Source organism: Nocardiopsis sp. CNZ308, assembly GCF_004217075.1.
This window is the reverse complement of record NZ_SHKJ01000001.1, coordinates 5,937,904-5,953,996: the sequence shown is the minus strand read 5'-3', so window position 1 is coordinate 5,953,996 and position 16,093 is coordinate 5,937,904. Positions and strand designations below refer to the sequence as shown.

The 16,093-nt window shown below is 74.6% G+C and carries 15 protein-coding genes; 5 read left to right on the top strand and 10 right to left on the bottom strand.

Going from position 1 to position 16,093, the window contains the following annotated elements:
• Positions 1-25 precede the first annotated feature (25 nt).
• Positions 26-1,720: a serine/threonine-protein kinase gene (locus tag EV372_RS25680; RefSeq protein WP_130398150.1), complete on the top strand. Its 1,695-nt coding sequence runs from the start codon at positions 26-28 to the stop codon at positions 1,718-1,720.
• 101 nt (positions 1,721-1,821) lie between these two features.
• On the opposite strand, the gene EV372_RS25675 is transcribed toward EV372_RS25680, so the two are convergent.
• The 4 genes from EV372_RS25675 to EV372_RS25660 are packed head-to-tail and all read right to left on the bottom strand — an operon-like array spanning position 1,822 to position 5,534.
• Complete coding sequence (locus tag EV372_RS25675; RefSeq protein ID WP_130398149.1) at positions 1,822-2,466, bottom strand: response regulator; 645 nt, start codon at positions 2,464-2,466, stop codon at positions 1,822-1,824.
• Positions 2,447-3,712 carry a sensor histidine kinase gene (locus tag EV372_RS25670; RefSeq protein WP_130398148.1) on the bottom strand — a complete coding sequence of 422 codons (1,266 nt, stop codon included), beginning with the start codon at positions 3,710-3,712 and terminating at the stop codon, positions 2,447-2,449. Before EV372_RS25670 ends, EV372_RS25675 begins: the two co-directional genes overlap by 20 nt.
• Before the next feature lie 44 nt (positions 3,713-3,756).
• Positions 3,757-4,620: an ABC transporter permease gene (locus EV372_RS25665; protein WP_130398147.1), complete on the bottom strand. Its 864-nt coding sequence runs from the start codon at positions 4,618-4,620 to the stop codon at positions 3,757-3,759.
• A complete protein-coding gene (locus tag EV372_RS25660; protein ID WP_130398146.1) occupies positions 4,617-5,534 on the bottom strand; it encodes an ABC transporter ATP-binding protein in 918 nt (305 codons plus the stop codon). The genes EV372_RS25665 and EV372_RS25660 overlap by 4 nt, the downstream gene beginning before the upstream one ends.
• Positions 5,535-5,771: 237 nt before the next feature.
• On the opposite strand from EV372_RS25660, the gene EV372_RS25655 reads away from it, so the two are divergent.
• Positions 5,772-6,779, top strand: a complete 1,008-nt coding sequence (locus EV372_RS25655) for an exonuclease domain-containing protein (protein WP_130398145.1) — start codon at positions 5,772-5,774, stop codon at positions 6,777-6,779.
• Between the two features lie 222 nt (positions 6,780-7,001).
• On the opposite strand, the gene EV372_RS25650 is transcribed toward EV372_RS25655, so the two are convergent.
• Positions 7,002-8,150 carry a baeRF2 domain-containing protein gene (locus tag EV372_RS25650; protein WP_130398144.1) on the bottom strand — a complete coding sequence of 383 codons (1,149 nt, stop codon included), beginning with the start codon at positions 8,148-8,150 and terminating at the stop codon, positions 7,002-7,004.
• A 276-nt stretch (positions 8,151-8,426) separates the two neighbouring features.
• Here EV372_RS25650 and EV372_RS25645 point away from each other — a divergent pair, with 276 nt between their 5' ends.
• Complete coding sequence (locus EV372_RS25645) at positions 8,427-9,299, top strand: AraC family transcriptional regulator (RefSeq protein WP_130398143.1); 873 nt, start codon at positions 8,427-8,429, stop codon at positions 9,297-9,299.
• Positions 9,300-9,354: 55 nt separating this feature from the next.
• On the opposite strand, the gene EV372_RS25640 is transcribed toward EV372_RS25645, so the two are convergent.
• From EV372_RS25640 to EV372_RS25630, 3 genes are all read right to left on the bottom strand, one after another.
• Entirely contained in the window at positions 9,355-10,146 is a 792-nt protein-coding gene (locus tag EV372_RS25640) for an alpha/beta fold hydrolase (protein ID WP_130399117.1), read from the bottom strand.
• Positions 10,147-10,430: 284 nt separating this feature from the next.
• Positions 10,431-11,708: an MFS transporter gene (locus EV372_RS25635; protein ID WP_130398142.1), complete on the bottom strand. Its 1,278-nt coding sequence runs from the start codon at positions 11,706-11,708 to the stop codon at positions 10,431-10,433.
• A gap of 239 nt (positions 11,709-11,947) precedes the next feature.
• Complete coding sequence (locus tag EV372_RS25630; RefSeq protein ID WP_130398141.1) at positions 11,948-12,535, bottom strand: TetR/AcrR family transcriptional regulator; 588 nt, start codon at positions 12,533-12,535, stop codon at positions 11,948-11,950.
• Positions 12,536-12,642: 107 nt separating this feature from the next.
• Here EV372_RS25630 and EV372_RS25625 point away from each other — a divergent pair, with 107 nt between their 5' ends.
• Positions 12,643-12,825 (top strand): hypothetical protein, encoded by a 183-nt coding sequence (locus EV372_RS25625; RefSeq protein ID WP_130398140.1) that lies wholly within the window; start codon positions 12,643-12,645, stop codon positions 12,823-12,825.
• Positions 12,826-12,942: 117 nt separating this feature from the next.
• On the opposite strand, the gene EV372_RS25620 is transcribed toward EV372_RS25625, so the two are convergent.
• Entirely contained in the window at positions 12,943-13,440 is a 498-nt protein-coding gene (locus EV372_RS25620) for a MarR family winged helix-turn-helix transcriptional regulator (protein ID WP_130398139.1), read from the bottom strand.
• A gap of 40 nt (positions 13,441-13,480) precedes the next feature.
• Entirely contained in the window at positions 13,481-14,110 is a 630-nt protein-coding gene (locus EV372_RS25615; protein WP_130398138.1) for an NAD(P)H-binding protein, read from the bottom strand.
• 322 nt (positions 14,111-14,432) lie between these two features.
• Here EV372_RS25615 and EV372_RS25610 point away from each other — a divergent pair, with 322 nt between their 5' ends.
• Positions 14,433-16,043 (top strand): alkaline phosphatase D family protein, encoded by a 1,611-nt coding sequence (locus EV372_RS25610; RefSeq protein WP_130398137.1) that lies wholly within the window; start codon positions 14,433-14,435, stop codon positions 16,041-16,043.
• Positions 16,044-16,093: the final 50 nt, after the last annotated feature.

The following is a 16,093-nucleotide window of genomic DNA, read 5'->3' as shown; positions in this document are numbered from 1 at the left end:
ACGGCCCGCACCGCAAGGGAGTCCGATGGGGGCCGAGCCGCACCGCGCACTGCGTGGCCGCTACCAGCTGCTGGCCGAGATCGGCCGGGGCGGGATGGGCCGGGTCTGGCGCGCCCACGACACCGAGCTCAACCGCACCGTCGCGGTCAAGGAGATCCTCCTGGGCCCGGGCCTGGACGACCACGAGCGCGACCGGATGGCCGCCAGGGCCCGGCGCGAGGCGCAGGCCACCGCGATGGGCGGCCACCCCAACATCGTCACCGTGCACGACATCGTCCAGGACGACGGGCGCCCGTGGATCGTCATGGAGTTCCTCAGCGGGCGCTCCCTGCACGCGCTGGTCCGCCAGGAGGGACCGCGCGACGCCCGCGTGACCGCCCGGTGGGGGCTCGACCTGCTCAGCGCGCTGAGCACCGCGCACGGACAGGGGATCACCCACCGCGACGTCAAACCCGAGAACGTCATGGTCACCGACGCCGGGCGGGTAGTGCTCACCGACTTCGGCATCGCCACCATCGCCGACACCTCCTCCGTCACCCAGACGGCCGGGGTGATGGGCTCCCCCGCCTACCTGGCCCCCGAGCGGCTGGCGATGAGCCCGGCGACCCCGGCGAGCGACCTGTGGTCGCTGGGCGCCACCCTGTACCACACGGCCACCGGCACCTCCCCGTTCCGCCGCGAGGGCATCCCCGCCACATTGCACGCCGTCACCTCCGAGGAGCCGCCCGACGTCCTGGGCCGGGGCCCGCTGGGCCAGGCGGTGCGGGGCCTGCTGGTGAAGGACCCGGCCGGGCGGATCGACGCCGATCGCTGCCGCGCGCTGCTGACCGCGGAGGCGGAGGCGGGCACCGCCGCCGGAGCCTTCACGGCCCCCTCGGCCACGGCCGTGGCCGTGCCGACGCGGCCGTTGAGCGCGCCCGCGCACACGGTCACCCCGGGTCCGGTCCCGCCCGCAACCCCGGGACCGGTTCCCCGGGGCCCCGCGGCGGTCCCGCCGCAGACCACGGTCACGACGGCGCCGGAACCGCGGCGGGGCGGACGGCTGTCCTGGCCGATGGTGGTGCTCACCCTGGGCCTGGCCTCGCTGGTGGCGGTGGCGGCGCTGGTGGTGGTGCTCGACCCGTGGGGGACCGACACCGGTGCCGCCGCCTCCGGGACGGGCACGGAGGAGTCCTCCGAACCCGGCCCCGGAGAGCAGCAGGCCGGGGGCGGGAACGAGGGGGACGCCGCCTCCCCCGAGGAGACCGGCGCCCCCCAGGAGGGCGGCGCCGACGGCGCCCCCGTGCCCGGGACGACCTGGACCGAGGACCCCGAGGGCTTCGGTCTGAGCGTCCCCGAGGGCTGGATCCGCCGGGTGGACGGCAGCAGCGTCTTCTTCGAGTCCCCCGACAACGCCGACTACCTCCAGATCGACATGGCCGAACACCCCACCGACGACGAGTACCAGCACGTCCTGGACCAGGAGCAGGGCGTGTACGACTCGGGGCGGCTACCGGGCTACGAGCGGGTGCGGATCGCCGACGTCACCGGCTTCCACTCGGCCGCCGAGTGGGAGTTCACCTGGCGGGACGAGACCGGCGAGACGCGCCGCGTGCTGACCCGCAACATCGCCGTGGCGCCTGGGGTGTACTACGCGCTGGCCTGGGCCTCCACCGACGCCTCGTGGGCCGACCAGGGCGCCCAGCGCACCGCCGCCATGGAGTCCTTCGACCCGGCCTGATCCCGCTCCGGCCCGAACCACCGCCGTCCGATCCGCCCGCCCCGCTCCCCGGACTCCGGCGCCGTGGCGCGGAGGCGGTGCGGGCGGCGCCGCGGCCGCGCTCAGCTGCCCAGGTAGCGCAGCACCGCCAGCACCCGGCGGCTGTAGCCGGAGGCGTGCCCCAGGTCCAGCTTGTCGAAGATCGCGTTGACGTGCTTCTCCACCGCGCTCAGCGACACGTACAGCCGCTCGGCGATCGAGGCGTTGCTCAGCCCCTGCGCCATGTGCTCCAGGACGTCGCGCTCGCGGGGGGTGAGCCGGGCCAGCGGGTCGGTGTGGGTGGTGCGCGCCAGCAGCTGGCGCACCACCTCGGGGTCGAAGGCCGCCCCGCCCGCGCGCACCCGCTCCAGGGCCTCCAGGAACTCCCCCACCTCCGACACCCGGTCCTTGAGCAGGTAGCCCACCCCGCCCGAGGCCCCGGCCAGCAGTTCGGCGGCGTAGCGCTGCTCCACGTACTGCGACAGCACCAGCACCGCGACCCTCCCGTGCTCGGCGCGGATGCGCAGCGCCGCCCGCAGCCCCTCGTCGGTGTGGGTGGGCGGCATCCGCACGTCCACCACGGCGGCGTCGGGCGCGTGCTCGGCGACCGCGGCCAGCAGCGCGTCGGCGTCGCCGACCGCCGCCGCCACCTCGTGGCCCTCCTCCTCCAACAACCGCACCAGGCCCTCCCTGAGCAGGACCGAGTCGTCAGCGATCACCAGGCGCATGGGGGCTCCGTATCGTGGTCAGGGGCAGCGCGGCGCGTACCGTGGTCGGACCGCCCCGGGGACTGTGTACCGCCAGTGTGCCGTCCAGGGCCCGCACCCGCCTGGCCAGGCCGGTCAGTCCGCCGCCCGCGGGGTCGGCGCCGCCGCGGCCGTCGTCGAGCACCCGCAGGTCCAGGACGCCGTCGGCGTCGTCCAGGTGCACGATCACCACCTCGGCCCCGGCGTGCTTGACGGCGTTGGTGATGGCCTCGCGCGCCACGAAGTACACCGCCGTGGCCAGTTCGCGGGGCGGCGGGGCCGACAGGCGCGCGCGCACCCGCACCGGCAGCGGACTGCGTTCGGCCACCTCGGTCAGCGCCGCCTCCAGGCCCAGGGTGTCCAGCACGGTGGGGTAGACCCGCCAGGCCACCTCCCGCAGCTCGTCCAGCAGCACCCGGGTCTCGGTGTGCGCCTGGCGGACCAGCCGCGCCGCGCGCTCGGGGTCGTGGCCGCGCTGGGCCCGCCCCAGCAGCATGGCCAGCGCCACCACGCGCTGCTGGACCCCGTCGTGCAGGTCGCGTTCGATGCGCCGCCGCTCCTCGTCCACCGCCCGCACGATGCCCGACCGGGTGGAGGTCAGCTCGTCGATGCGCCGGTGCAGCAGGTCCTCGCTGCTGGGGCCCACCAGGCGGCGGGCCAGGGCGCGGTCGGCGGCCGAGGCCAGCGCCGCCGCCAGCCACGTCGCCGCCAGGACGGCCAGGCCCATGAGCAGGCCCACGCTGATGCTGGAGACGTGTATCCGCGCGCCGGGCATGAGCACCGGCACGTGGGTGCCGCCCCCGGTGAACAGCTCCAGCGCGGCCCCGCCGACGAAGACCACCACCAGCATCAGCGCCGTGGGCGCCAGGTAGCCGCACAGCAGCGCCGCCGGAAGGCGCAGCAGCAGGTAGGCCACGCGCGGGGCGGCCTCGGCCCCCGGGCCGACGACGCCGCCTCCCGACCACCGGGCCAGGCGGGCCAGGTCCGCGTCGCCCAGGCGCACCGCCCACCGGGTCACCACGCCGCGGAACCGGTGCCGGGTCCGGGAGGTCAGGAACGGGGCGCACACCAGCGCCGCGGCCGCCGCGAGGACCCACACCAGCGTGAGCACGGCGGTGCACAGCCCCAGCAGGGTGCCCGTCAGCTCGCGCCCGGCCCGTGCCAGCGGCGCGGCCGCCGCCCGCGCCCAGGCGCGGGGACCGTCCCCGTCCCCGGCCCACTCGGCCATCCGCCCCTCCCCCTCTTCCCTTCCGACCGTCCGCACCCGCCGCCTCAGGCGTCCCGGAACCGGAGCACCAGGGCGCCCGCCGCCAGGCTCGCCGCGGTCCAGCACACGAGCACCGCGCCGCCCGCCGCGGGCGTGAGCGCGTGGTCGAACCGCCCGATCACGAAGGCGCTGTCCACGAACGAGATCCCGGCGAGGAACGGCATGCGCCCGGCGAGGTAGACGCCCGTCTCGCTGCCCATCAGCAACATCACCGGCAGGCCCAGAATCAGCATGAACACCGTGGTCAGCGCCGCGGCGGCCGACCGCAGCGCGGCGCCGACCCCCACGGTGGACACGGCCACGGCGGTCAGGTACACGGCCATGCGTACCACGTCCACGGCGGCCTGCCCCGGGTCCAGGGTGCCGTACCCCTCCAGGTAGGGGTGCCGCGTCACCAGGTGCGCCAGAAGCGTACCGACCGCCCCCGTCACCAGGGACGCCGCGAACACGGTGGCGGCCACGGCCAGGGCCTTCGCCGCGAGCACGCGTACCCGTACCGGGACCGCCTGGAGGGTGGGGTGGATGGAACGGGAGGAGTACTCGGAGGTCATCACCGGCAGCGCCACGGCGACGACGGCGAACTGCACGGCCCACATGGCGGCGTAGACCGCCATCTCCGACGCCGGGACCTCGGCGGCCGGCAGGTTCCCGTTCTGCATGTTGCTGACGGTCGAGACGGCCGCGCCCGGCGCCACCACGGCCATGAGCAGCAGGGCCGCGGCCAGGCACCACCAGGTGGAGCGCACCGAGCGGAGCTTGACCCACTCGGCCGAGGCGGCCGCGGCCAGGTCGGACAGGGCCCGGGCCGGGCCGGGGGCGCGGTCGGCGGCGGGGACCGGGGGCTCCCCGTTCGTGGTGGAGGTCGTCACGGTCGGCTCCTGTCCGCGGTGGTGTACTGCACGCTGTCGGCGGTCAGCTCCCGGTAGGCCTGCTCCAGGGACGCGTCGCGCGTGCTCAGCCGGTGCAGGGCCACCCCCGCCCGGTGGGCCAGTTCCCCGACCCGTTCGACGGGCACGCCGGTGACCACCAGTTCGCCCGGACCGGGGCGCTCCACCCCGGCCCCCTCCGACTCCAGAGCGGTGACCAGGTCCTCGGGGTGGGGCGCGCGCACCAGCACGGCCGTCCACGCGCTGTCGCCCAGCACCTCGGCCAGGGACGCGTCGGTGATGAGCCGTCCCCGGCCGAGCACCACCAGGTGGTCGGCGGTCAGCTGCATCTCGCTCATCAGGTGGCTGGAGACGAACACGGTGCGCCCCTCGTCCGCCAGGGCGCGCATCATGTCGCGGATCCAGCGCACGCCGTCGGGGTCCAGGCCGTTGACGGGTTCGTCGAACAGCAGCAGAGCCGGGTCGCCCAGCAGGGCGGCGGCGATGCCCAGGCGCTGGCTCATGCCCAGGGAGAAGGCTCCCGCGCGCCTGCGCGCCACCTCGGCCAGCCCCACGGTCTCCAGCACCTCGTCCACGCGGCGGTCGGGGATGCGGTGGGTGCGGGCCAGCCCCAGCAGGTGGGAGCGGGCGCTGCGTCCGGGGTGCACGGCGCGGGCGTCCAGGACGGCGCCAACGTGGTACAGGGGCCGGTCCAGCTCCCGGTAGGGGCGGCCCCCGACCAGGGCCTGTCCGGCGGTGGGCCGGTCCAGGCCCAGCACCATCCGCATCGTCGTGGTCTTGCCCGCGCCGTTGGGCCCCAGGAAGCCGGTCACCCGGCCGGGGCGGACCTCCAGGTCCAGCGAGTCCACGGCGAGTGTCTCCCCGTAGCGCTTGGTCAGTCCCCGCAGGGTGATCATGTGCGGTCCTCGTCTCGTCGTTCGTGCGGCGGTGACCACGCTAGGAAAGGGGACCCCGGCCGGGCCATGGGGCGTACCGCCAGGTCGGGTGCGGTGCGCGCCAGGGCGGGGGTGGGGTTTTCCTCAGGGCGGGGGCGGGGCCGCGCCGTCGGCACCGGGCCGGTGCGGCCGTTTCGTCCCCGAAGGCGTTCGGGCCCGGATAGCCTCGGTCCGTTCCCCGTTTGCAGGAGGTGCGCGGTGTCCCGGACCTGGACCGCGATCGACTTCGAGACCGCCAACCACGACCGCGGCAGCGCGTGCGCGGTCGGCCTGGTGCGGGTGCGCGACGGCGCGGTCGTGGACCGGTACACCACGCTGATCCGGCCGCCGAGGCAGGTGGACTTCTTCTCCCGCCACAACATCGCCGTGCACGGCATCACCGCGGCCGACGTCGCCGACGCCCCCTCCTGGGAACAGGCGCACGCGCGCATCGTGGAGTTCGCCGACGGCAGCCCCCTGGTGGCGCACAACGCCGCCTTCGACATGGGGGTGCTGCGCCAGGCCTGCGGGCACACCGGGCTGTCCCACCCGGCGTGGGAGTACGCGTGCACGCTGGCGCTGTCCCGGCGCACCTGGGGCGGGCTGCCCGACCACAAGCTGCCGACCGTGTGCGCCCACATCGGGCACCGGGTGACGCACCACCACCGCGCCGACGCCGACGCCGAGGCCGCCGCGCGCATCGTGATCGCCGCCATGGAGCGCTACGGCACCCCGTCGCTGGCCGACCTGGCCCGTGCCGCGCGGACGGACCTGCGCCGGATGGAGGCCTCGGCCGGGAGCGCGGTACCCGCCCCGGTCCCGGCCGCCGCCGCGCCCGCCCAGCCCGCGCTGTTCGCCGCGTCCGCCGCGGCTGCCGCGCCCGAGGACCGGTTCGGCCGGTGGCAGCGCGACGCCCAGACGCCGCTGCCCGAGCCCTCCCCCGACGCCGACCCCACCGGGCCGCTGTACGGGCGCACCGTGTGCGTCTCCGGGGACCTGGAGTCCATGGACAAGCCCGAGGTGTGGCGGCGCGTGGCCGAGGCGGGCGGGCGGCCCGCCAAAAACGTCACCAAGAAGACCGACGTGCTCGTCCTCGGGGGCCACGGCGGCCCCGGCAAGACCGCCAAGCACCTGCGGGCCGAGACCTACCGCGAGCGCGGCCAGCGCATCGACCTGGTCACCGAGGCCGAACTGCTGGCCCTGCTGGGGATGACCACCCGCCCCTGACCGGGGCGCGCCCCGTGCTCCCGCGACGGAGAGGGCGGACCGGCCCCCGCCGGGCTCCCGCGGCCCGGCCACCGGCATCGGAGGGCCTCCTCCGCGACCGCGCACGACGGCCCCAGTGACGGGGCCGCGATGTGGGCCGCTCGGACGACGACGGCTCCGGCGGGTGCCGCGCACGGGGCCGCCCGCGCCCCGGAACGGACGCGGGCGGCCCCGTGGGGTCGGTCAGACCCTCTCGTTCGGCGACGTGGGAAAGCGCAGGATGGCGCCGTTCTCGGCGCTGGTGTGACCGTGGTCGAGGACCTCGCCGAAACCGGCGTCGGCGGCCATCGCCGAACGCAGCATCAGCGCGCTGGCCGGTGCCCGGAACGCCGCGTCGGGGTCGTCCAGGTCCGCCGGGTCCTTCGACACCAGCACCGGCTCACGCGGTGAACCCCACAGCTCGGGTTCGCCGTCGCGGTCGGCGCCCAGCAGCAGGGTTCGCACCCGCGCCTCCGACAGCATCGGCAGGGTGGGCTCGGTACCGCGCACCGCCTGGTCGTTGGCGAGTTTCTGGTGGTAGTCGGCGATGATGTCGTCATGGCCGTCGATGACGAAGTCGCGCAGCGCCTCCGCCGCGGCCGCGTGCAGGCGCTCCTCGGCGTCGGGGCCGCCCCGCCCGCCGGCCACCAGCCTGATCGGGATGCTCAGCTTGCGCTCGCCCAGGTTGTCGCGCAGGTAGGCGATGGCCTCCTCGTCACCGCCGACGAAGATGATCCGGGCGTCCACCTCGGCGACGGCCTCGCGCACCTGCTGGGCGATCCGGGCGGTGTTCTCCCGCCAGGTCTCCATGGGGTAGTGCTTGCCGTCGAAGCGGCCGTTGTACCCGCTCAGGACACCGGGACCGCCCCGGCCCATCGGGTCGATGTTGCGCAGGTCGGCACCGGAGAAGTCCTTCTCGGAGGCCGGTCCGCTGGAGGGCTGGCCGGTGTAGGAGAACACCTTGGCGTTGACCCGGTCCAGCGCCACCAGGACGTAGGGCAGGTAGCGCCCCCGGTCCACGACCACGGGAAGGGGGTCGGGAACCGGCATGCGCAGGGCGCGGCTCTGCGCGGGCGGTTCGGAGAGCGTGTACGCGCCGAGCAGGCGCCCCTCGGAGGCGAACAGGGAGTGGCCGTGGTTGCCGAAGGCCCGGGAGGACCCGTCCCTGACCGCCTGTTCCAGCACGTCCAGGGTCGCCTTGTCGGTGCCCAGCGAGGAGAGTTCGTCCCGCAGGTGGCGCCAGCGCAGTTCGAGTTCCTTGCCGGCGTCGGTCCTGTCGCGGCTGGTGTCCAGGTGCACCGAGGCCACCGGGGCGTCGCTCTCGTACAGAGGTCGCAGAAAACCCAGGTCCATGTGTCCGCGGGGCGTGTGTCCCCGCCCCGCCCACCTCCTTCTCGGGGTCGGTCTGCGGGCCATCCTCGGGCCCATGATGCTTGCTTCGGGGCACGCCACGTCGGCACAGACGCGCTTCTTGCCCAAGGATTTCCTGTCCTTGGACGGGCCCCCTACCCCGTCGGCCGCCGGACATGGGCGAAGAGGGACGACGATCTCACAGAAGAGGGTCGCCAACTGTCGGGTGCGGAGGGGACCCGCGCCGCTAGCGTCGGTGAGGCAGCAGAGGAGGGCACCATGCTGGACCGGCTCAACCGGGCCCTGGAGAAGGTCGAGGAGGACGCCGGGAGGCCGGTGGACGTGGCGGAGATGGCGCGGATCGCGCTCACCTCCGAGCACCACCTGCGCCGCCTGTTCTCGGCGCTGGCGGGGATGCCCCTGTCGGAGTACGTGCGGCGGCGCAGGCTCACCCTCGCCGGGGCCGAGGTGCTCGGGGGCGGCGACAGCCTGCTCGACATCGCGGTGCGCCACGGCTACGGGTCGGCCGAGGCCTTCGCCCGGGCCTTTCACGCCATGCACGGTGTGGGGCCGGGCGAGGCGCGCCGGACCGGCGCGGTGCTCGCCTCACAGCCGAGGATGTCCTTCCGCCTGACCGTCGAGGGGAGTACCACCATGCGTTACCGGATCGTGGACAAGGAGGCCTTCCGCCTCGTGGGTCCCAGGGCACGGGTGCCGATCGTCCACGAGGGCCGCAACCACGCGATGGAGGAGTTCGTCAGGAGCCTGGACCAGGAGGTCCGGGCGCGCGTCGCGGAGCTCTCCGACCAGGAACCGCGCGGTGTCCTGGGCGTCACCGCCGCCCTGTCCCCCGACCGGGGGGAGGGGAGCCTGATCGACTACTACGAGGCCGCGGCGACCTCCGCCCGGGGCGCGGAGGGCATGGAGACGCTGGAGGTGCCGAGCGGTACCTGGGTGGTCTTCCCCAAGTCGGTGCCCGTGGCGCGGTGCCCCGAGGGGTTGCAGCACATGTGGGCGGACGCCTTCGGCCAGTGGTTCCCCTCCAACACGGCCTACCGGGCCACCGAGGGGCCGGAGATCCTGCGGGTCTCCTACACCGAGGACGGCGCCACCGCCGAGGCCGAGCTGTGGCTGCCCGTCGAGCGCGTCTGACGCGCCCCCGCGGGGGCGCGTGGCCGCCGACGGGACCGGCCGTGGCGGCCGCTTCCTAGACGCGGGTGCGGCAGCGGTCCAGGAAGCGGCGCAGCACCTCGTTGAACCGCTCGGGCCGCTCCAGGTTGGGCAGGTGCCCGGCGCCCTCGACGATCTCCACGACCGAGTCGGGCACCAGCACGTGCATGGACTCGGTGAGGTCGGGCGGGGTGAACACGTCGTGCTGGCCCCCCACCAACAGGGTCGGCGCGGACACCCGGCGCAACAGGGGCGCGTAGTCCTGGCGTCTGGCGCGGCCCAGCAGGGCGGCCGCCGCGCCCTCGGGCGGGGCCGCGTACATCATCGTGCGCACGTGGTCGGCCACCGCGGGCAGCTCGCGCACGTTGTCGGCGGTCATCATGCCCACGAGCACCTCGTCGCCGTAGCCGCGCATGCCCTCGGCGCGCAGCCGCTCGGCCAGCGCCACGCGGGCGGCCCGGCCCCGCTCGGTCTCGGCGCTGGGGTTGGTGGCCGCCAGGGTCAGCGAGTCGACGCGGTCGGGGAAGAGCCGGTACAGCTCCAGGGCGATCTGGCCGCCCATCGACAGTCCCACCACGCTCACCACGTCCAGGCCCAGGTGGTCCAGGAGCGCGTCCAGATCGCGGGCGAAGGTGTCCAGGGTCGTGGTCCCGGGGACGACGGTGCTGCTCCCGTACCCGCGCAGGTCGGGGGCGATCACCCGGTAACCGCGTCCCGCCAGGGCCCTGACCTGGGGTTCCCACATGGTGCGGTCGAAGGGGTGACCGTGGATCAGGAGGGTGGGGTACCCGGCGCCGCGGTCGGTGTAGGTGACGTTGATCCCGCGCACGGAGGCGATGCCCGGGCCTTCACTGCTCGCCGTGTTCGTCGTCTGATGTGCCACAGGAACCGATGCTATTCAGACACGCAAGGGCCCTGGCCACCGAGGGTGCCCCAGAGCCGGGTCACGGCCGGGCCGTAGGTGGTCCCTCGACACCTACGGCCCGCGGGTACCGCGTCCCGCCGTCCTCGGGCGCGGCGCCGTGTGGCGGGCGGGCCCGCCACACGGCGCCGGACGCGGAGCGTCCGGCTACAGGGAAAACGCGGCCGGACGCGGCCGGGTTCGGGCGAGGTTCACCGTCGCGCCTCCCCCTTCCGCTCAGGGGAGCGGCGGGTCGGACGGGCTCCTGGGGTACCGCGGCCCAGGAAGAGCGCCGCCACCAGGTAGGGCAGCGCGAACAGGGCGAACGCCAGGGCGTGCCCGGTCACCGCGAACACCCCCGCGTACAGCAGGTAGGAGGCCGTGGTGAGGGCGTCGGTGCCCAGTCCGGCCAGGGAGGTGACGGTGGCCCGGCTCGGCCCGGTGATGCGGTCCTGAAGGCGGGCGTCGGCGACCACGCCCGCGGTCTGGCACAGGCCGAAGCCCACGCCGATCAGTACCCATCCCACCGGGCCGTCCAGCAGGGCTCCGGCGGCGATGGCGGGTGCGGCCAGGCCCACCAGGACGGCCAGGGCCCGCACGGGCAGCCGGGAGGCGGGCCCGGCCAGCAGTCCGCCCAGGAGCACGAAGGCCCACACCACCAGGACCGCCACGGGAACGGTGGCGGCGGGGACGCCGGACTCGGCGACGAGTAGGGGGACGTACTCGTCCAGTGCCTCCCAGAACGCGGTCACCGCGACCACCAGCACGATCGCGCCGCGCACCCGTCGGCTGGAGCGGGCCTCGGCCAGCCCGCCGCGCAGGGCGTCCAGGTAACCGGAGGGCCCCTCCTCCGCCTCCCCGGCCACCGCGGCGCCGTCGGCGGAGGCGGGGTCGCCCGCGGCGGCGCGGTGCTCGGGCAGGGCCAGGGCCGCCATGGCGCACAGCACGCAGGCGGCGACGCTGGCCGCGCCGACCGCGGCGTAGCCGCCATGGGCCATGACGGGGATGGCCAGCAGAGTGGCGGCGCCGACGGCGGCCACGTCCAGGGCGCGGGTCACGCCCATGACCCGGGCGTAGCGGTCGGACGCGTCGCGGCGGGCGAGTTCGGTGTAGACGAGGGCTTCGAGGGAGCCCGAGGACAGCGCGCCGCCCGCGCCCCACAGGACGAAGCCGAGCGCGAAGGTCCAGTAGCCGGGCCACAGCAGCCACAGCACGAACGCGCACGCGGCCAGGAGCGGCGCGGCGGCCAGCAGGTAGCGCCTCGGCACCACGTCGGCCCAGGCCCCGGCGGGGACGGACGCGAGGACCGAGGACAGTGACCAGATCACGAACAGGGAGCTGATCTGGGCGACGGTCAGGCCGGTCTCGTCGAACAGCAGCGCGTACAGCGGGTAGAGGAGGACGAACTCCCCCAGGGCCGCGTAGGCGTACAGGGGCCGGGTCAGACGGGATGCACGCGTGCCGGGGGCACGCGGGGACAGAGTGGTCATGGAGGTCTTTCGGTCGAGCGGAGACGGGCACCGGGGCGGGGACCGCCCGGGGTGGACCGCGTGCTCGGACCGAGGACCGGCTGGGGACTTAATGTCGCTGGAACATGCCTCCAGGATAGGGGCGCGCCAGCCGCCGCGACAGGGGGTGTGGACAAACCCGGCCACAGACGTCGTGCCGCGGGCGCGGGGCCGCCGTGCGGGTCGGGGAGACCGTGTCCGCGGCCCCGCGCGCGCAGCCGTCAGTCCGCGCGGCCGGGGCCGGGGACGATGCGCTCGACCACGTCGGTCACCAGGTCGTGGAACCGCTCCTGGGAGAAGAGCTCGGGCAGGGTGAGCCGCTCCAGGATGAGCCAGTTCAGAGCCAGGTGGAGCAGGACGACGGTGGTCGCGTCGCCGGGCATGCCGGACTCGACGTGGAAGGCGATGTTGGCGTCCATGTCGGCGCGGACGCGTTCGGTGAGCAGCTGGCGCAGCTCCGGCCGCCGGGTGGCCTCCAGGCGCAGTTCCAGCAGGGCCAGGTAGCCCGAGGGGAAGTCGGTGAGGCGCCCCACCACCTCGTGCATCAGCTCGGCGACCCTGTCGCGGTCGCGCGGTCCCGCCTGGGCCGCGGCGATCACGTTGCTGTCGGGGTCCAACCGCTCGTAGAAGCGGTGGCCGACCTGGGTGAGCAGGTCGTCGCGGTTGCTGAAGTAGTTGGACGCCGTGCCGTTGGGGACGGCCGCCTCGGTGTCCACGGCCCGGAAGGTCAGCCCCCGCGCGCCCTCGCGGGCGAGCACCTCGATGGCCGCGTCGAGCAGGGCCGCCCGGCGTGCCGGATTCTGCCTCATGTCGGTTCTCTCCTCAGAACGAAGTTGACACCACTTCGAGCGTAGTACTATGTTCTTACCACTCCACACAGAGTACTATAGGTTGAGTAGAACTGAGAGGAAGCCCCATGCGTGCCGATTCCCTCCGCCTGGACCTGACCGCCGCACCGTCCGCCGAGGTCCGCCCGAAGATCACCCCGCCCTTCGCCCCTCCCCGCTCCCAGCCCCGGCGCAGGTACCGCGACGAGCGCCCCAAGCCCCGTTCGGTGCGGCGCGCCAGGCCGCTGCCCAAGCCGGGCGGCGTCCGCTGACCCCCGACCGCCCCGCGGGGACCGGGAGGAGGAGCGCGCGTGCGCGGCCTCGTGTACGACCGCGCGTGAGCGCCGAAAGCCCCCGGTCGAAGCGGACGCCTTCGGAAGGGGCGCGGGTCAGGTCCCGTGCAGCTCGTGGGCCCAGGCCTCCAGCCCGGCGGCGAACCCCTCCCGCTGCTCCGGCGAGAGCCGGTCGAAGGCCCGCAGCAGGGTCCGGGCCCGGCTGGCCACGAACGCCCGCATCAGGTCGCGGTGCTCGTCGGCCAGCGACACCAGGGCGCGCCGCCGGTTGGCGGGGTCCTCGCGGCGCACCACCAGCCCCACCCGGGACAGGTCGCCGACCAGTTCGCTGACGGTGGAGGGGCCCACCCCCAGGCGGGAGGAGAGTTCGCCCATGCCGAGTTCCTGGCCGTGGACGAGCTGGGACAGCACCGCGCCGTGCCGGGCGGTCAGGTGGTGGTCGGTGAACAGCAGCCGCAGTTCGGGGGGCATCTCGGCGTGGGCCCGGCGGTAGTAGGTCTCGATCAGGGGCACGAAGCGCAGTGCCCCCTCCACCATCGCGCGGCCCGGCACACGCGTGTCGTCGGCCTCTTCGCGGCCCGCCCCCTGCTCCATGCGCCGATGCTACCGGGGGTGTGGCGTGGTCGTTCGCGGCTCAGTCGGCGACGCCGACGGCCCGGCGCACGGTGGCCGGATCGTCCAGGACCCGCAGCAGCGCGTGCGCCAGGTCCGCGCGCGAGATCCGGTAGCCGGAGGGCACGTTGCGGTCCAGGACCAGGCGGTACTCCCCCGTGGCCGGGGTGTCGGTCAGTTGGGGCGGGCGTAGGACGGTCCAGGCGGCGCCGCTGGCCTCCAGGGCGGCCTCCATCCGCCCCAGGTCGAGATAGGCGTCGCGGAAGAGCCTGCCGATCAGCGGCATGAGCAGCCGCTGCGGCAGCGGTCCACCCGGTTCCCTCGGGCCGACGGGTGAGGCGCTGACCACGGCCAGGCGTGTGGCGCGGTCGCCCTCCAGCGCGCTCAGCACCGCGCCGGTCCAGGTGGTGGCGGGAAAGCCTCCCCTGGCGCTCGCGGCCAGTGCCGAGACCACCGCGTCCGTCGCGGAGAGCAGGGAGCGCAGCCGGTCGGGTTCGGGGACGGGCATCCGGACCGTCTCCAGCCGCTCGTGGGCGACGGGCAGCCGCGCCGGATCGCGGACCAGGGCCGTGACACGGTGTCCCGCGTTCAGGGCCTGGTCCACGACGTGGCGCCCGGTGCCTCCGGTGGCGCCCAGGACGGTGATGCGCATGCCGACTCCTCGGGGGGTGACGGGGAGAGCCTTCTGGAACACCATCATATTTCGGGCATCCGAAGTGTCCATTCGGGGTCGGTCTTCCGCGCGCGGACGGCCGCCGTCCGGGGGCGGCGCGACGAGTTTTCCGGTCCTCCGGCGTGTTGCGGGCCTGACCTGCGCCGCAACAGGCTGTCACCTGTTAGTCACGCTAAGGGGTCCAACGTTCACCACCCGGTGGTTGGGACGTTCCGCCCGCCATGGCCGGATAGAAGCGACGGTCCCCCGCCCGGCCCGACAGGGGGCCGGGCTCCCCCGCGACCCGATCAGGAGACCGCCCATGCCGGGAACCCCTCGCACCCCCGCCCCCCTCCCCGACGCGACCGTCAGCAGCACCACACGGCGCCAGGCCCTGGTCGGCGGCGCGGCCACCCTGGGCGCCGTCGCGCTGGGCACCTCCTGGAGCCCCGGCGTGCGGGCCGACGCCTCCGTCCGCGCCGACACCCCCGCCCGGTCGGGCGGCATCGGCGAGCCCTTCACCCTGGGCGTCGCCTCCGGCGACCCCTTCCACAGCAGCGTCGTGCTCTGGACCCGCCTGGCCCCCAACCCCTTCGCCGAGGACGGACTGGGCGGCATGCCCGACCGGCGGGTGGAGGTCGAGTGGCAGGTCTCGCGGGAGGAGGGCTTCGGTCTGCTCTCCGCCTCCGGGACCGTGGAGACGGGCCCCGACGCCGCCCACTCGGTGCACGTGGAGGCGCAGGGGCTGCGGCCCGGCACCGAGTACTTCTACCGGTTCCGCGTGGGCAGCGAGATCAGCCAGGTCGGCCGCACCAAGACCGCCCCTCCCCCCGGTATCCGCACGGACCGGTTCTCCTTCGCGTTCGCCAGCTGCCAGAGCTACACCGCCGGGCACTACAACGCCCACGCGCACCTGGCCGAGGAGGACCTGGACCTGGTCGCGTTCCTGGGCGACTACATCTACGAGACGGGCGGGCAGGGGAGCCTGGGCCGGGGCCACCTTCCCGACCGGGAGGTCCGCACCCTGGCCGAGTACCGCGTGCGGCACGCCCAGTACAAGAGCGACGCCAACCTCCAGGCCGCGCACGCCGCCTTCCCGTGGGCGGTGGTCTTCGACGACCACGAGGTGGAGAACAACTGGGCCGACGACCGCTCCAACGGCGAGGACGTCACGGCCGAGGAGTTCCTGCGCCGGCGCGCCCAGGCGTTGAAGGCCTACCACGAGCACATGCCGCTGCGCTTCGCCCAGACGCCGGTCGGCCCCGACATGCAGCTCTACCGCAGACTGGCCTTCGGCGACCTGGTGGACATGCACCTGCTCGACACCCGCCAGTACCGCGACCCGCAGGTGTCCGACGCCGAGCGCGGCGATCCCTCGCGCACCCTGCTCGGCGCTCGGCAGAAGGAGTGGCTGCGGGAGGGGCTGTCCTCGTCGCGGGCCCGCTGGAACGTGCTCGCCCAGCAGGTGTTCTTCTCCCAGCGCGACTTCGCCGAGGGCGGGGCGACCGACTTCAGCAACGACGCCTGGGACAACTACCTCGTGGACCGCGACGAGGTCCGCGACCAGCTGGCGCGCACGCGCAACGGGGTGGTGATCACCGGGGACGTGCACGCCAACTACGTGTGCGACGTCAAGGCCGACTTCGGCTCCCCCGAGTCGCCGACGGTGGCCACCGAGCTGGTGGGCACGTCCGTCACCAGCGGCGGCGACGGCACCGAACAGGCCCCCGGCGACGAGGCGCAGCTGCGGGAGAACCCGCACATCAGGTTCGTCAACCGCAAGCGGGGCTACGTGCGCAACGTCGTCACGCCCACCGAGTGGACGGCCGACTACCGCGTCGTGGACCACGTGAGCGAACCGGGCTCACCCGTCCGCGACCGGGCGCGGTTCGTGATCGAGGACGGTGTGGCGGGCGTGCGCGTGGAGGGGTGAACCCCGATGCGGGTCCGGACGGCGGGTGTGCGCCACCCGGCGCCCGGACC

Excerpts from the sequence above, each read along its gene's own strand:
- EV372_RS25680 (WP_130398150.1), top strand. The coding sequence starts at position 26 with ATGGGGGCCGAGCCGCACCGCGCACTGCGTGGCCGCTACCAGCTGCTG.
- EV372_RS25675 (WP_130398149.1), bottom strand. The coding sequence starts at position 2,466 with ATGCGCCTGGTGATCGCTGACGACTCGGTCCTGCTCAGGGAGGGCCTG.
- EV372_RS25670 (WP_130398148.1), bottom strand. The coding sequence starts at position 3,712 with ATGGCCGAGTGGGCCGGGGACGGGGACGGTCCCCGCGCCTGGGCGCGG.
- EV372_RS25660 (WP_130398146.1), bottom strand. The coding sequence starts at position 5,534 with ATGATCACCCTGCGGGGACTGACCAAGCGCTACGGGGAGACACTCGCC.
- EV372_RS25650 (WP_130398144.1), bottom strand. The coding sequence starts at position 8,150 with ATGGACCTGGGTTTTCTGCGACCTCTGTACGAGAGCGACGCCCCGGTG.
- EV372_RS25645 (WP_130398143.1), top strand. The coding sequence starts at position 8,427 with ATGCTGGACCGGCTCAACCGGGCCCTGGAGAAGGTCGAGGAGGACGCC.
- EV372_RS25635 (WP_130398142.1), bottom strand. The coding sequence starts at position 11,708 with ATGACCACTCTGTCCCCGCGTGCCCCCGGCACGCGTGCATCCCGTCTG.
- EV372_RS25630 (WP_130398141.1), bottom strand. The coding sequence starts at position 12,535 with ATGAGGCAGAATCCGGCACGCCGGGCGGCCCTGCTCGACGCGGCCATC.
- EV372_RS25625 (WP_130398140.1), top strand. The coding sequence starts at position 12,643 with ATGCGTGCCGATTCCCTCCGCCTGGACCTGACCGCCGCACCGTCCGCC.
- EV372_RS25620 (WP_130398139.1), bottom strand. The coding sequence starts at position 13,440 with ATGGAGCAGGGGGCGGGCCGCGAAGAGGCCGACGACACGCGTGTGCCG.
- EV372_RS25615 (WP_130398138.1), bottom strand. The coding sequence starts at position 14,110 with ATGCGCATCACCGTCCTGGGCGCCACCGGAGGCACCGGGCGCCACGTC.
- EV372_RS25610 (WP_130398137.1), top strand. The coding sequence starts at position 14,433 with ATGCCGGGAACCCCTCGCACCCCCGCCCCCCTCCCCGACGCGACCGTC.